Origin of the sequence: Vibrio navarrensis, from assembly GCF_015767675.1 — a bacterium.
GTDB lineage: Bacteria > Pseudomonadota > Gammaproteobacteria > Enterobacterales > Vibrionaceae > Vibrio.
The window spans coordinates 2,024,222-2,040,139 of sequence record NZ_CP065217.1; the positions used below are offsets into that span (position 1 = coordinate 2,024,222).

13 protein-coding genes and 1 pseudogene are annotated in these 15,918 nt (G+C 45.1%); 2 read left to right on the forward strand and 12 right to left on the reverse strand.

Features of this window, described 5'->3' with window-relative positions; genetic code table 11:
* Positions 1-60: 60 nt before the first annotated feature.
* The 6 genes from I3X05_RS09730 to I3X05_RS09765 all read right to left on the reverse strand — a co-directional run bounded on the left by I3X05_RS09730 (position 61) and on the right by I3X05_RS09765 (position 7,200).
* Positions 61-717: a hypothetical protein gene (locus I3X05_RS09730; RefSeq protein ID WP_337970664.1), complete on the reverse strand. Its 657-nt coding sequence runs from the start codon at positions 715-717 to the stop codon at positions 61-63.
* Positions 718-1,340: 623 nt separating this feature from the next.
* Positions 1,341-1,805: a GNAT family N-acetyltransferase gene (locus tag I3X05_RS09740; RefSeq protein WP_080608937.1), complete on the reverse strand. Its 465-nt coding sequence runs from the start codon at positions 1,803-1,805 to the stop codon at positions 1,341-1,343.
* A gap of 147 nt (positions 1,806-1,952) precedes the next feature.
* The gene (locus tag I3X05_RS09745; protein ID WP_115340102.1) at positions 1,953-2,465 is read right to left on the reverse strand and encodes a hypothetical protein; all 513 of its coding nucleotides are present in this window, start codon (positions 2,463-2,465) and stop codon (positions 1,953-1,955) included.
* 138 nt (positions 2,466-2,603) lie between these two features.
* The gene (locus I3X05_RS09750; RefSeq protein ID WP_045571652.1) at positions 2,604-3,425 is read right to left on the reverse strand and encodes an NAD-dependent epimerase/dehydratase family protein; all 822 of its coding nucleotides are present in this window, start codon (positions 3,423-3,425) and stop codon (positions 2,604-2,606) included.
* Between the two features lie 152 nt (positions 3,426-3,577).
* Complete coding sequence (locus tag I3X05_RS09755) at positions 3,578-4,021, reverse strand: hypothetical protein (RefSeq protein ID WP_337970666.1); 444 nt, start codon at positions 4,019-4,021, stop codon at positions 3,578-3,580.
* A gap of 1,568 nt (positions 4,022-5,589) precedes the next feature.
* The gene (locus I3X05_RS09765; RefSeq protein WP_337970596.1) at positions 5,590-7,200 is read right to left on the reverse strand and encodes an IS1634-like element ISSpu7 family transposase; all 1,611 of its coding nucleotides are present in this window, start codon (positions 7,198-7,200) and stop codon (positions 5,590-5,592) included.
* Between the two features lie 223 nt (positions 7,201-7,423).
* On the opposite strand from I3X05_RS09765, the pseudogene I3X05_RS09770 reads away from it, so the two are divergent.
* Positions 7,424-8,397 (forward strand): annotated as a pseudogene (locus I3X05_RS09770) (IS3-like element ISVpa4 family transposase); the annotation flags it as partial.
* 178 nt (positions 8,398-8,575) lie between these two features.
* On the opposite strand, the gene I3X05_RS09775 reads toward I3X05_RS09770, so the two are convergent.
* The 6 genes from I3X05_RS09775 to I3X05_RS09800 form a co-directional block, all read right to left on the reverse strand.
* Positions 8,576-8,707, reverse strand: coding sequence for a hypothetical protein (locus I3X05_RS09775; RefSeq protein WP_264299425.1), 132 nt, complete (start codon positions 8,705-8,707; stop codon positions 8,576-8,578).
* Between the two features lie 238 nt (positions 8,708-8,945).
* The gene (gene gnd, locus I3X05_RS09780) at positions 8,946-10,394 is read right to left on the reverse strand and encodes a decarboxylating NADP(+)-dependent phosphogluconate dehydrogenase (RefSeq protein ID WP_045571834.1); all 1,449 of its coding nucleotides are present in this window, start codon (positions 10,392-10,394) and stop codon (positions 8,946-8,948) included.
* 36 nt (positions 10,395-10,430) lie between these two features.
* The gene (gene pgl, locus I3X05_RS09785; protein WP_045571835.1) at positions 10,431-11,147 is read right to left on the reverse strand and encodes a 6-phosphogluconolactonase; all 717 of its coding nucleotides are present in this window, start codon (positions 11,145-11,147) and stop codon (positions 10,431-10,433) included.
* A complete protein-coding gene (gene zwf, locus I3X05_RS09790) occupies positions 11,144-12,646 on the reverse strand; it encodes a glucose-6-phosphate dehydrogenase (protein WP_045571836.1) in 1,503 nt (500 codons plus the stop codon). The genes pgl and zwf overlap by 4 nt, the downstream gene beginning before the upstream one ends.
* 393 nt (positions 12,647-13,039) lie before the next feature.
* Positions 13,040-13,726 (reverse strand): response regulator, encoded by a 687-nt coding sequence (locus I3X05_RS09795; RefSeq protein WP_045571837.1) that lies wholly within the window; start codon positions 13,724-13,726, stop codon positions 13,040-13,042.
* The gene (locus tag I3X05_RS09800; protein WP_045571838.1) at positions 13,723-15,342 is read right to left on the reverse strand and encodes an ATP-binding protein; all 1,620 of its coding nucleotides are present in this window, start codon (positions 15,340-15,342) and stop codon (positions 13,723-13,725) included. Before I3X05_RS09800 ends, I3X05_RS09795 begins: the two co-directional genes overlap by 4 nt.
* Before the next feature lie 343 nt (positions 15,343-15,685).
* Here I3X05_RS09800 and I3X05_RS09805 point away from each other — a divergent pair, with 343 nt between their 5' ends.
* Positions 15,686-15,913, forward strand: a complete 228-nt coding sequence (locus I3X05_RS09805) for a hypothetical protein (RefSeq protein ID WP_045571839.1) — start codon at positions 15,686-15,688, stop codon at positions 15,911-15,913.
* The last annotated feature ends 5 nt before the right edge of the window (positions 15,914-15,918 follow it).

Below are 15,918 nucleotides of genomic sequence, written 5' to 3' on the forward strand. Positions count from 1 at the left end.
TCACTTAAACCAACGCATAGTGAAAATGCCATGCGTTGCGAATCCCACTTAAACAGTTTGTTATGCCATATAGCTCAAAAGGAATGACTCAACATCACGTATCATATTTCGGACATCTTGCTCAGAAAATAATTCTGGTTTTCCATGAGCGGCACTATTACGAATATCGGCTATTGCGGTAATTTGCTTCTGCTGCAACTTACTATAGAGTCCTGATTTGGCAAGTTGGGAGTTCATGGAATCCAACTTGCCATGCGAAATACCATTATCAGTACAAAGATCTCGAAGTGCTGTTTCTAGAACTACACCGGCAATGACTGCAGACGCTAATTTGTAACCGCTGTTGAGCAATTCTTCAGCTTGTTCTAACTCACTCTCAAAAACTTCTGCCTGTACAAGCTGTTTTAGTGAGATTAGGTAACCCCCTTCAAAATCTTCTTTTGCAGCACCAAAAATAGCACCTACTCGTTTTTTGATGCCATAGTCAGATTCCATCGTTCGGCGCTTTTCACCTTCAACAAATGCGATGAAATGCTGCGAGTTTTCACCGCATGCAGTTACAAGTAGATTCTTTGCCTTTACTTTCCAACTTGTAAATAGTTCCGTATCAATTGTTTCTGCTGAGCCATAAGCACCATTTACAGTTTTTTTCGTTCCTTCTATTGTATCTAGTTGGTCTTGAAGTTCATTAAATCGCTGGGCTAATTTTTTATTCATTTCATACTCCTAACCTTTTAGCTACCATTTGGCATAACGCCCGGTTAAGGGGCAGCCAACGCCACAACCAAGCTTCCGCATAACACAGTAACCACAAAAACCAACACATAATAAAAATGCCACGCGTTGGCTGTCCCTCTTGAACCGTTTGTTATGCTTAAGCTTCAATGACTTATGTTGTACCAAAACCAAGATTAACTCAGCTTTGATTCACAAACAAAACCCAAAAACCAAAAAACTGAAATGACTCATGATTTTAAAAATCAGACTTTGAACTTTGACCGCTAATTCTAAACAAACCTAAGATCAGATTGCTTATTGAGCCAACCGCCTCAACCTCGCGCTTGCCCGAAAATTGATTGAGGCAATTCGCTGAATTTCCAGCGCCAAAGAATAATTGTCCGGAAAACAGCGCCCACTGAAGCCAACTTGCCGAGAAACACCAAACTAAAAAGCCAAGGGAACAAAGAACAATCATAAACCACTGACTTTTGGTGATTAAGCATAACGCCCAATTAAGGGGTGAGCAACGCTACCACCCAACCTAACGCATTGTACCGTAAACACTAAAATTGAAGTAAAAGCGAAATGCCAAGCGTTGGGAATCCCTCTTAAATTGTTTGTTAGCTGAATTTTTCCATAACAAAGTTCTGCAGTTTTTGGCCCCGAACTTCTATCGCTTGCTCTTTCACAACCTTAAAACCAAATTTTTCGTAGAAAGGTCGAGCTGTAATACTAACCTCAGAACAATACTTGGCAATACCACGTGCTTTCCCGACTTTAAAAACGTGCTCCATAAGACAACGAGCAACACCTTTACCTTGGTAGTCATGATGACAAAAGAAATGATCGATTAAACCACTTTCTTGAAGGTCAGCATAACCAACAATGACACCCTCTATTTCTGCAATAAAAGGTGAAATAGCGTTAAGTTTATTCTTCCATATCTCGCGGTCAAAATTATCTGGTGCCCAAGCCTCAACTTGCTCTTGGGAATAGTCTCTTCGATTCACGTTACGAACCGTATGATAAAAAAGTTCCCACAACTCACTTGCGTCAGATTCTTCGTATTTTCTAATTTTGATCATGCTACTTGTACCAATATTCAGCTAACGCCCAATTAAGGGGTGAGCAACGCTACCACCCAACCTAAAGCATTGCGCCATAAACACTTAACTTGAAGTAGAAGCAAAAATGCCAAGCGTTGGGAATCCCTCTTAAATTGTTTGTTAGGGCTAAATTTCCAATGTTGGAAGTTCAACATTATTAATTAGCGCTCTTAGTCTCAGAAAGTGCTTTTTGTTTACCTTTCCAACTAACTTTCGACTTCTATATAACTCTCCCGTGCCTAGATGCATAACCACATTCTCATCGTAATTATGTGCATGTGGCGAGGAAGGGAAAGGGTCAACGTCATCTTGGTGTACGTCCCAAACTTCACCCTTAATTTTATACTTCTTCTTGGTGAGTTCACGTTCAATCCCACCAGGTAAAACACTATCTTCATCGCGTAGAACTATACGTTCTAATATTGGGGTGCAAGTATCTAAGTAACTAGACGATGAAATAAAACTGTGAATTATATTTTCATCCAAAGGTGGCTCGATACCCTCCTTGTCAAGTGCATCGACTAATTCTCCGACCTCAATTACACATTTGTATTTGGCTTCCAAATGGAAAACGAAATCTTCACCAATGCCCATGAAATCGACTAGCAACATGACTTTGTTCATATTCATACTTTCCATAGAAACTATCCTTTTTAGCCCTAACGCCCGCTTAAGGGGCAGCCAACGCTACTACTCACTTTCCGCATAGCACCGTAACCACAAAAACCAACGCATAGTAAAAATGCCACGCGTTGGCTGTCCCTCTTGAAGCGTTTGTTATGTGTAATTTTCTATGTACTCCCTTAAGGACTTTGTCGGTTCAAACAAAGGACTAATTGGAAGGTTAAGATTTAGCTTTTCAATTTCCACTGCCGAATAACCATGGTATTTCTCAAAGTCACTCCAACTGCTCTTGTGAACCTGCTTTACGATTTGAAAGTCTAGTAGCAACTGAGAAAAGGCTTCAGGACTATACCCCTCAGTCTCAGCAATAAAGTGTTGTATCGCCGGATGTTTACCTTGAACCAATGCTAAATAGAATCTAGCGATGTCATTAACATGGATATATTGGTTATAACCTTTAGAGGGTATCGCTACTTGGAGAGTTTGGTTTGATAAAGAATCTACAATTCTCTTTAGCTGACAGTTTTCACCACCATAAACCAAACTAGGGCAGTAAACGACATGCCACTTATTGGTGATAGCGCAATCAATCGTAACTGTGTCCGGTTTTACCATTTCTAGAGGCTTAAGCCGAAATTCTTTGAGATCATTACGAGAAGCATTACCAAATAGCCAAACGCCCGATGTGTGGATTTTTGTCGCTCCTTTAGCTGCGAGTCTATCCAACTGCATTAGCAGCTTGGACTCTATATCAGCGATTTCCTCCGGCGAAAATTCTGACCAATGTGGGCGAGCACAATTTATAACGATGTCAAAGTAACCAGAGAGATCTAATGGCATTTTAGTAAGTTTCCGAGCAGGAAGTAAGACACCGCTAGTCCTGCTGTAGGTCGAAACTTCAAAACCATTTTCGACAAACATCTTAGTCACGTGGCTACCAATATATCCATTGGCTCCTGCTATAAGTACTTTCATTCTTTCCCTGAACTCTCGATTACACATAACGCCCTGCTAAGGGGTGAGCAATGCACTACGAAAGCGACCGCACACCGCCTTAATCACAAAACTCACCGCATGCTGAAAATGCCACGCATTGCGAATCCCGCTTAAGCAGTTTGTTAGGCTTATTATTCGCCGTTTATCTGCTTCGCAAAATTAGCGTGGAACCTGATTAGCTCGACACCATCTATTGCTTTTATACATGCATTATTTCCCTCTGCAGTGCAGAAAGGTGGATACGCAAATAATAGCTGACCAACCTTTAAATCCAAGTCGTTTGGAATGCTCAACCTTTCAATTGGATCCCCGTCAACCCAAGCCAAAAACTGTTCCCAACTACAACCAAATTCATCAATATCACCAGTTTCGGCATTCAATTTAACTACCAAGTTATCTCGAATAAAAAATTGGTCACCAAAGCAATCCTGAGCAATAGGAAAATCACTTGCTTTAACTTCTCGATATAAGTTGTGGAAAGCCAACTCACCATCTAAGAAAGTATTAACATTTAACAATCGCTCTTGTGCATGATTAGAGCGGATTTGTAGACCGCCTGAATATAATATTTTCATAGTTTCTCGCTCTATAAGCCTAACGCCGCGTTAAGGGGTAAGTGCCGCATAGATCAACTTCCCGCAGACCATTTTCACCACCAAAACTCACCGCATACCAAAAATGCCACGCGGCACGAATCCCTCTTTAACGCTTTGTTATGTTTAAGCTTCAAGGGGTTACGTTTTACCAACACCGAGATTAACTCAGCGTTGACTCACAAACAAAAGCCAAGACCTAAAAAACTGAAATGACTCATAGATTTGAAAAACAGACTTCGAATTTTGGCAATTCAAGCCTAAAAACTTGTGGTCAAAACACTGATTGAGCCAGCCGAACCAACCTCGCGCTTACTCGAAAATTGATTGAGGCAATTCTCTGAATTTCCAGCGCCAAAGAATAAATGTCCAGAAAACCGCGCCCACTGAAGCCAACTTGCCGAGAAACACCAAACTAAAAAGCCAAGGGAACAAAGAACAATCATAAACCACTGACTTTTGGTGATTAAGCATAACGCCGCGTTAAGGGGCGCAGGCACGCACTACAAACGTGACCGCATACAACTTAACCACTAAACAAACTGCAAGCCAAAAATGCCACGCGTGCCAAGTCCCTCTTGAACGCCTTGTTATGCTTAAGCTTCAATGACTTACGGTTTACCAAAACCGAGATTAACTCAGCTTTAACTCACAAACAAAAGCCAAAAACCAAAAAACTGAAATGACTCATAATTTTGAAAATCAGACTTTGAACTTTGGCAGATAAAACCGAAAAACCTAAGATCAAACTTCTGATTGAGCCAACCGCCCTAACCTCGCGCTTGCCCGAAAATTGATTGAGGCAACGCTCTGAATTTCCAGCGCCAAAGAACAAGTGTCCGGAAAACCGCGCCCACTGAAGCCAACTTGCCGACAAACTCAAAACTAACCAGCCGAGGGAACAAAGAAAAAACATAAACCACTGACTTTGCGTGATTAAGCATAACGCCGCGTTAAGGGGCACAGGCACGCAATACAAAACTTGCTGCATAGCGCCTTAACCACTAAACCCAACGCAAATTGAAAATGCCACGCGTGCCAAGTCCCTCTTGAACGCTTTGTTATGCTTAAGCTTCAATAACTTACGTTTTGCCAGAGCCAAGATTAACCCGGCTTTAACTCACAAACAAAAGCCAAAAACCAAAAAACTGAAATGACTCATGATTTTGACAATCAGACTTTGAACTTTGGCAGATAAAACCGAAAAACCTAAGATCACATTTCTGATTGAGCCAATCGCCCTAACCTCGCGCTTGCCCAAGAATTGATTGAGGCAACTCTCAGCATTTTTAGCGCCCAAGAATGGATGTCCAGAAAATAGCTCTCACAAAAGCCAAGTTGCCGACAGACACCAAACTGAAAAGCCAAAGGAGCAAAGAAAAACACTAAACCACTGATTTTTGGTGATTAAGCATAACGCTTTCTAAACTACACAATATCTCACAATCTGCCATTGAAGTGTCGTGTTTGTATGAGAACAATCGTATAGAAAACAAATAAAACTATCTAGAACAATCTGCTAGTGTTGGAGCCGACATTCCGCAGCTAATTTAGGAATAAACTACCTCATAGAATCTACCGAGTAATTTGAGTAGTTGTGTTTGGTGCTCTTGAAGTCCAGTGATGAACCGTTGGCCGTTGATTTCTAACGTATCTATGCCTTCGAATTGCAAGAAGACCCAACGTGCCGTCGGTCTGGAGGTCGTCTTGTTCTTTACCATACTTGGGAAGAACGCTTCGGTTTGTGCGAGTTGCTCTCTGATTTTGTGTTCTAAACTGGCGTAAACAAGCAAGCTCAACGTCATTATCATTAGCAACGCTTCAATGCGTTCAGGCTTTTTCAAGAAGATGGAAGAGGTTAAAAATTCAGGGCTTTTTAGAAAGCGGAAGCCGCGCTCGACTTTTTGTTGCGATTTGTAATGTGCTAGAAGAGCCGTCATGGTGAGTTCTTCATTGTCGGTGTCATTTGTCGCGAGGATAAACATGCCTACTTTGAGCTTAGCCAGTTTTACTTTTTCTAGGTCGGTGAAGGGAGCGGCTTCGATAAAGTATTGGTATCCTGTCGGTGCTTCATCTGTCTTTGGGCGGCCCGAATGAGAGTAAGTCGGCAGTTTGATGAGAGTGCCTTGTTCAAACCCTAGTAAGTCAGATTGTTTCTTGAAATCGTTAAACGCTAATTCTGCGTCAACTTCACAAGCGAATGGTTTTTTACTTAGCTTTTCCAACGCTTTGATTTCTTTTGCTATGTTTTTCTCTAAGTTCTTGAAGAAAGTGATTTCTTCCCGCTTGGTGGCCTGTTCACTGTGAACGAGCAACCAACGTTGATTGACCTTTCCGTAATCCGAGTCTATCCAACATCCTGAGTAGCCATCATCAATAGCGATTAATTGCTCTGGCTCTAGCGCAAACAGTGCTTGTTTTGCGAGCTTGATGGTCATGGGTACACGGGTAATGAACTTTTGATTTTGCTCATCTAGCGAGGAGATGCTTTCTTCGGTGTACAAGGCGGCATCAGCGATAAAGTAACGACTATTTTGCGCGGCTTTTAGGCAATGTATGTGTCTTTTAGTGACTTCAGCGAATGCCTTGGCATCATTGGTGTTGCCACTCAGTGCTTGCATGTAAACAGGAATACCTGCTTGGTTTTCACAGATGAGTTCAAGCACCACTTGGTTAAGCTCTGGCCTATGATCCCGACTGTAGCCTCTTACAAGCTTAATGACGTTGGTGTTTTCATCTTGTGCATACTCACCATCAACGTGGAAGCTAGTGATATCAAGATGAACAGAATCCGTCGTCAAGCCCAGTTTATCAACAACACGCTCAGCAATAACCTGATAGAGCGCTGAGACATCGGCTTCGTATAGAGCATCTAAGGTGCGGCCTAGTACATCATCAGTAAGGTGGTGTGCTTCAATGTCTTTGGCGAGTAGCTTAGACACAGGCTTGGTCTTAAAAAAGTCCGAGAACATGTGCAGTGTTCTGCTATGAAAGCCAAGTCCATTTAGGAGCATGGCCAATACCGCGTCACCATGAGAAACATTGTGGTCAGAATATTTTGGGATAACGGCATCTATCATCCGTGGCAGGCCAATTTCGTGACAAAAGGCGGCAATGAGACCAAGGTGATCTAAGCGTTTAATAACAGGATGGGTAGACATATTTTGAGACCGTCAAATAGCAGTAATAGATCAAAACTGTCGATCGCGGTCAAGATGGTGTCGTGGTTTTTATGAAAAACTGATCGCCAGATCACACTATTTAAATTCTGGAATTAGCTGCGGAATGACGGTTGGAGGATTGCTCACATCGAAAATTAGACTGCGAAACGTTGTCTAGTTGTTGATGTTCTCGATATTAGCTTGAGGAGACCTGTCGCCTAACAACGCAGCCATGATTTTTGCCACCGAAAATCACACAGGAAAAGAGAATTCCGAAGAAGTGGACAAACTTCACGCCAAGATCGGTCAATTGACCATGGAAAATGATTTTTTGGCCAAAGTGCTCGGTCGTTAGACCGAGCCCAGCGAAAGAGTTCGCTGGTTAAATCCACCCCATTGCCGATAAAGCGCCAGTGTGAGCTGCTCAATATTGCTCGCTCTACCGCTTACTATCAACCCATAGGACTCTCTGCTGAGGAGATTGCGTTGCGCCGTATGATTGACGAAATTCATCTTCAGTATCCGTTTATGGGCAGTCGGCGCATTCGAACTGAGCTGGCTAAGAAGGGTCATAGCGTTAATCGTAAGCGTGTTGTTCGACTCATGCGCGATATGGGGATTGGGGCGATTTACCCCAAGCCCAAAACGACGCTGGCGAACAAAGCACACAAGGTGTATCCCTACCTGTTGCGTGATATCGAAGTCACTTACCCAAACCAAGCTTGGGCGATTGATATCACGTACATCCCAATGGCGAAGGGGTTCCTGTACCTCGTTGCGATTATCGACTGGTATAGCCGCAAAGTGCTGGCTTGGCGACTATCCAACACCATGGACACGAGTTTTTGTATCGAAGCGCTTGAGGAAGCGCTGAAGCATTATGGGCCACCTGATATCTTTAACTCAGATCAAGGCAGCCAGTTTACCAGCACAGAGTTCACACAGAAGTTAATTGAGCATAACGTACGTATAAGCATGGATGGGAAAGGCCGTTGGGTTGACAATGTTTTCATTGAGCGATTATGGCGAAGCCTGAAATATGAGGAGGTTTACTTAAAAGCTTATACCACGCCCCGTGAAGCCGAGCTTGAAATCGGCAACTACATGGTGTTTTATAATGAAGAGCGTAACCATCAAGGACTCAATAACCTCACTCCTGATGAGGCCTACTTCGGTAGGCAAAGATACGCAGCATGAGTTGGGTCAACCACTTAAGAAATGAGCTTATGTGTCCAACCGTTGGGGTCCACTTCTTACTAATCTTTGGGCTATGAAGACTAACAAGATTGTGGCTTTATCAAAGGCCTAGCTTGGGTGCTAGACCTTTGTCAGCAGAGTGAGTGCATCTATGCACTCTTTGCAATGGAACCTAGCGTTACAAGCCGCCTTCCTGCTGGGCCTGTTTGACTAATGCCTGACGTTGAGCTTCCTGATCTGATACCAATTGATTTTCTATTTCTTGTTCAACCTCTTGTGGAACAAAAACAAAGTATTTATTAATAGTCATCTTAAGAACCTCGAACTGTTAAATTCACCTTCCCGGTAGCTAATTGTTAATACCACATGAAAAACCATTGATCCCTGTGGCAGCATAAAAATAGTGGATGCCCAATACACCGTCATCCTCCATGGAATAAAATTTATAGGATGAGATGAAGGGCGTAGAATTTTTGTTCAACTCTGCTTAGATACGAAAACAAAGAGATGCCACTAAGGCATCTCTTTTAGCGTATTACAGATCTGGATTATACGTCGTAAGTGGTTGACGCAGTATCACCACCTGTACCTGTCCAGTTGGTGTGGAAGAACTCACCACGTGCACGATCAGTACGCTCATACGTGTGCGCGCCGAAGTAGTCACGTTGTGCCTGCAGCAGGTTCGCTGGCAGACGAGCAGTGGTATAACCGTCTAGGAAGGTCAGAGCAGATGTGGTACATGGCATTGGAATCCCCGCTTCCAGAGATTTCGCTGCCACTTTACGCCATGCTGCTAGGCTACCCGTCAGGATGTTTTTGAAGTAATCGTCAGAACCCAGGAATGCTAGGTCTGGGTTCGCTTCGAACGCGTCACGGATGTTGCCCAAGAATGCAGAACGGATGATACAACCACCGCGCCACATCAGCGCTACGTTGCCGTAGTTCAGATCCCAGCCGTTTTCGTTTGACGCTTCACGCATCAGCATAAAGCCTTGTGCGTAAGAGATGATTTTTGAAGCCAGCAGCGCTTGACGCAGTTCATCAACCCACTCTTGTTTGTCACCTTCAACCGGAGTGATGGTTTTGCCAAACAGTTTTTCCGCTTCAACACGCTGCTCTTTCAGTGCAGACAGGCAGCGAGCAAAGACAGATTCAGAGATCAGCGTCAGTGGAATACCCAGGTCCAGTGCGTTGATACCTGTCCATTTACCAGTACCTTTTTGACCTGCCGTGTCGAGGATCTTCTCAACCAGCGCTTCACCGTCTTCATCTTTGTAGCCAAGGATGTCAGCCGTGATTTCTACTAGGTAGCTGTTCAGCTCAGTTTCGTTCCAGTCAGCGAACACTGCCTGCATTTCGTCAGCAGTCATGCCCAGGCCATCTTTCATGAACTGGTAAGCTTCAGTGATCAACTGCATGTCGCCGTATTCGATACCGTTGTGAACCATTTTCACGAAGTGGCCAGCACCGTCGTTACCAACCCAGTCACAGCAAGGCTCGCCAGCATCCGTTTTTGCCGAGATCGCTTGGAAGATAGGTTTCACAGCTGCCCAAGCTTCTGGAGCGCCACCTGGCATGATAGACGGTCCGAAACGAGCGCCTTCTTCACCGCCTGATACACCAGTACCGATGAAGTGGATGCCTTTTTCGCGCAGTGCTGCAACGCGGCGGTTAGTGTCTGGGTAGTTGGTGTTACCACCGTCGATGATGATGTCGCCTTTGTCCAACAGAGGAACCAGTTGATCGATGAACGCGTCAACCACCGCGCCAGCACGAACCATCAGCATCACTTTACGTGGTGCTTCCAGTTTGTCCACCAGCTCTTGCAGCGTGTAAGCACCAACGATGTTGGTACCTTTGGCCGGGCCTTCTAGGAACTCGTCAACTTTTGCCGCAGTACGGTTGTGCGCCACCACTTTAAAACCGTGGTCATTCATGTTGAGGATAAGGTTTTGACCCATAACTGCTAGGCCAATTACACCGATATCACCTTTCATTTTTTCTCTCCAATAAATTTTACTTGGCTATCGCGATTACACGATTTTCGCCGCTGCGTCTAAATCTAAATACCATTCCGTTAGCCCCTGATGAGACTGAATCTTGGCTGCCGGATATGGAAGAATTTCTGCGGGTGAGCGGTTAATCTCATCCACGATATCTGCTTTACCAGCGCCCAAAACGAGGTAACTGATACGTTTCGCTGCCTCAACCACGCGTGCACTTTTGGATACACGAATCTGACCCGATTCAGGATGGCTTGCTAAAATGGCGAGTTTTTCTTCGTCGTAGTTTGTTTGACCAGGAAAGAGCGAAGCGGTGTGGCCATCGGCGCCAACACCGAGCAAGACCCAATCAAACACGGGGGTACCATTTTCGGTCGGGATCAACGCCAGCATTTCTCTCGCGAAACGTTCCGCTTCCATTTGAGGCTCATCTTCACCACAAATACGGTGGATGTTCTCGGCTGGCAAAGCAACTTGGCTAAACAAAAGCGCATTGGCTTCGCCGTAGTTGCTTTGTGCATCATCCGGCGCTACACATCGCTCGTCCCCCCACCAAAAGTGCAGATTCTGCCATTGGATTGCCGTTGCATACGCATCGGACGCTAATAGCTTGAACAACATTTTGGGCGTGCTGCCACCTGAAAGAGAAATATGAACAGGTCGGCCCATTTCGCTAAACGCTTTCATATCGTTCGCGAGGCTTTCAACTACCTGCTCTGCGGTATTAAAAATCTTATGATTGATCATAGTTCGCAGTAATCCGTGTCAGTTAGGTTTTTGCATGGGAAGCGCCATGCGCGATCATCGCGCTGGAGCAGATCATCCGATTCTTTTGGACCCCAAGTGCCACAGGCGTAGCCAAACAAGGCTTGCGGATCTTGTTTGAAATCAAGGATCGGCTGGACATATTTCCAACACGCTTCCACTGCATCACTACGCGCAAACAGTGTCGCGTCGCCATTGAGCGCATCTAATAGTAGACGTTCATACGCGGTCAACATTTGGGTTTCTTGAAGTGAAGTGTAATGGAAATTCATTTTCACTTCTTTGGCATGGAAACCGGCACCTGGCTGCTTCAAGCCAAAACTCATCTGGATGCCTTCATCGGGCTGAATACGAATGATCAGCTTGTTTTCAGGTGCATTTTGCCCAAACACAGGATGCGGTGTGCGTTTAAAGTGGATGACCACTTCTGTGACGCGCGTTGGTAGACGTTTACCGGTACGCACATAAAAAGGCACACCATTCCAACGCCAGTTGTTGATATAAGCTTTGAGGCCAACATAAGTTTCGGTACGCGAATCTTCGGCAACACCGTGCTCTTCTCGGTAACCGGGAAGGTGTTGTCCACGCACATCGGACGCGGTGTACTGACCTAGCACAAGGTTGTTACGCAGATCGTGCTCATCCAACGGTTTGAGGCATTGCAGTACTTTTACCACTTCATCACGCATAGAGTCCGCGTTGATCTGCGCAGGTGGTTCCATGCCGACCATTGCCAACACTTGCAGAAGATGATTTTGGAACATATCGCGCACCGCACCAGAACCATCGTAGTAACCGCCACGTTCTTCGACGCCAAGAAACTCTGCGCCAGTGATTTCTACGTAATCGATGAAATTGCGATTCCATAGCGGTTCAAACATCGCGTTGGAGAAACGAAACACCAGTAAGTTCTGCACCGTTTCTTTGCCCAGATAATGGTCAATACGGTAGATTTGATGCTCTTGGAAACACTCGTGAATGTCTTTATCCAGCTGTTTGGCAGAGGCCAGATCGTAACCAAAAGGTTTTTCGATGATCAGTCGCTTCCAGCCATCGTCTTCGTTGTTCAAACGATGGTGAGCTAGGCTCGCTGGAATCACACTGTAAAGGCTCGGTGGCGTTGCCATGTAGAACAAGGTATTGCGCTGTTCAAACTGATACTGCAGCGCCAACTCGTTCAAGCGAGTCACTAACTTGGCATAATCTGCAGTATCTGAGGTATTGATTGCTTGATAATGCAAATGGTTAATGAAGGCATCCAGCGCTGCTGGCTCTGTTTTTTCCATTTCCTGAAGCGAATTCTTGAGCTTTTCGCGGTAGGACTCATCACTGTACTCTGTGCGGCTGACACCCAGAATAGCGAAGTTTTCTGGAAGCTGCTTACTTGCATAGAGGTGGTATAAGGCAGGAATCAACTTGCGGTAGGTCAAGTCACCCGAAGCACCAAAAATCACGATGCTACTGTTTTCTGGTATTACCATCATCTTTCCCTTAAAAACGAGGTACTTATTTGTGCCTGGATACGGCTTAAAGGATGAGCCAACCATATCAATGACACTAAAAAATCGATAGTTGATCTTACCTATATCAGCGATAGGCAAAACCTAGAGTGTGTGGGTTGGTAATAAGAATGATTTGCCCGACACGGGGGCGTATTGTCTACGACTCTTTGACATACATCAATAGTTGAAAGTGCAATCGTTTAAATAATGACGCGATTTCAAGATAACTATTTGTATCAGAAGTGATATTTGATTTTTTACTGATTAGACCAGTTAGCCCTGTTTTTTGTGGCTGCATCACGCTATTTTTGCGCAAATTTCGCCACAAAATCGCCCACCATCTGTGCTCGCAATGGGACAAATCGAGCGATTTTATCTCAGCACTTTTTTATAACAACGCTCTGGCCGACCCACTGTGCCGTAGCTGAGATCGGCTTGCAGCTCGCCCGCAGCAATCAAATATTCCAAGTAGCGCCTCGCGGTGGTGCGGCTGGCACCCATCTTCTCCCCCGCTTCATCGGCAGTATACGTTTCTTCTTGCTGAAAGAGTGCGCGTATTTTATCGAGCGTGACACCATCAATTCCTTTGGGCAAATGGCCTGCTTTTTCCTGTCCACTGCCTGACTGTAACATCTTGTCCACCAGCCCTTGATTGAGATCCGCAGATACATGACCAAGTTGCTCTAGCTGCGCGCGATATTTGTTGAGCGCGGCTTCAAGGCGCACAAACATCACGGGTTTGAGCAAATAATCGACCACCCCACCACGCATCGCCGTTTGCAGCGTTTCTACATCGCGCGCGGCGGTGATCAGAATCACATCACAATGGCGGTTACTGCCACGGATTTGGTTTAAAATATTCAGCCCACTGCCATCGGGCAGATAGACATCGAGCAAAACCAAGTCCGGTTCCAACAGTGTCAACTGCAGTTGCGCTTCCGCCGATGTCGTGGCGATGGCTATCACCTCAAAACCATTCAACTGCTGCAAATAGTTATGATGTAATTGCGCAATTGCTAGGTCATCTTCAATGATCATCACTCGGCTATTGGTACTCATTGCTGCTCTTCCTTGGGAATGTAAACGGTCATTCGTGTTCCGTGTAACTTATTTGGGCTCATTTCAATGTGGCCACCGTAACGCTGGGCTAATTGGCTGACTAAATAAAGCCCGACACCACGGTTGGCTTTTGCTTTGCTTGACACCCCTTTTTCGACCAGTTGCTGTGGTAAATAACCTTCGGGTAGCCCGCAACCTTGATCGATCACTTCCAAGATGATTTCAGTGCCGTAATCGCTCACTGAGACTTCAATATTCCTTCTCGATTTGGCAAACGGTTGTTGATGAGCAATACCACTCATGGTGGCGTCAAAGGCATTATCAATCAAATTGCCTAATATGGTGGTAATGTCTTCCGCGTTGACCCCGTCCGGTAGTGGCTCCAAGCGAGTGCCCTCTTCCACAATGAGTTCAAGGCCAAGTTCTCTTGCACGTTCCGTTTTACCAAGCAGCATACCCGCGACCAACGGATCTTTAATCGTGTCACGCAAAAATTCAATGAGAGCTTGATAATGTTCCGTTTCCTTACCAATCAGTTGCTGCACCGCGTCCAGCTCCCCCATTTGCACCAAACCGCTAATGGTATTGAGTTTATTGCGATGTTCATGCGTCTGAGAGCGCAGTAGATCCGCGTACTCCTTGGTTTGCGATAGCTGCTCTGTCAGTTCACTGATCTCATCGCGCAGACGAAAACTCGATACCGCGCCAACGACCTTTCCATCAACCAAAACGGGCGTGCGGTTAGCGATCAAATGTTTGTGATTCAGATAGAGCTCAATATCGTGATCTTCTTGTCCGGTCTCCAGCACCCGATAGAGATCGCTGCTTGGCAAAGAATCGGCCAGAGGGCGGTTGAGTGCCAAGGCGGGATCAAGCCCCAAAATCTGCGCTGCACTGCGGTTAATCGAACGCAGCACACCGTTGGCATCAATACTGAGAATCCCCTCTTTGATGGTGCTCATAGTCACATCCAACTCGCTGTATAAACGGCCAATCTCCTCCGGTTCAAAACCCAAGATCGCTTTTTGGAACTTACGCGCAGCGTAATTGGACACCAGTGCGTTAGCGGCAACCACTAAAACCGTCATCGCGATCAAAAACCAGATAAATGGCTCGATGCGATCTTGCAACCTTTCAAGCAGATAGCCGACGGAAACGACGCCGATCACTTTTCCTTGCGCATTAAACACGGCGGCTTTGCCACGCACCGAATAGCCAAGCGAGCCTTTTGCTGTGGAGATATAAGCTTCACCCTCTTTGAGCGCTCGCTCGTTGTCGCCACCGCTCATTGGCAAACCTAGGCGAGAATCGAGCGGATGGATGAGACGCAAACCTTGCTCATCGCCAACAACAATAAAAGCGGCTCCAAGTGCACCGGTAAGTTCACGAAAGCGGGTTTGATGGGTCACGTTATCGCGCTGTTCTATCAGCTCAATAACGATAGAAGAGTTGGCCAAAAATCGTGCAACGCCTAACGCTTTTTGTCCCATTTCCTCCTCTTGGGAGTGTTTAAGATAGGCAAAACCAGCGGCGACCAGAATCAGCAGTTCAATCAACCCTGACAACGTCATAATCACCAACATTCGCTGCCGAAAACTGACACTCTGCCACTTCATCTCACTCTCCAATCACTATCTCTTTCGCGGTAAGTTAACACTTAATTAACACTCAAGTGCAGAGTAGCGTTTGGAACTGTGAGACAGGAATGGAAAATACCGACAGATTTTTGAGCATGCTTTTGCGTCTGTTTCACTCAAACTAAAACTACATAAAAATAAATAATCAACAAGTTACATATAAAGTTTGATTTTAGTTGATCTAGATCATCTCAATTTTAGGAATTTTTGAGGATTTTTTAACCAACAGAACGTATACTTTTTCGAGTCTAGAGTGACAATCTACCTAACATAACGACAATAATAAGCACAAGGTGGTATCAATTGATAAGGAACGATCAATATGGAAAGAGATACCTTTGGAATTTGCCTTAACAAGGCAATGCTGTCGAAGAACATGCATTCAACCTTTACACACGTCAGAGCTTACGAGAAAAACGGTCATACAGAGAGTGACCTTCGCGTTCTTCTCGCTTTCCCTCAAATGAGCGGGCGCGATCTTCTGCAAACCATGCAAGGCTCCAAGCAGCTTGAATGGCGAGCCGAGTTTTTCTGCCCTTCATTAAAATAGTCAGC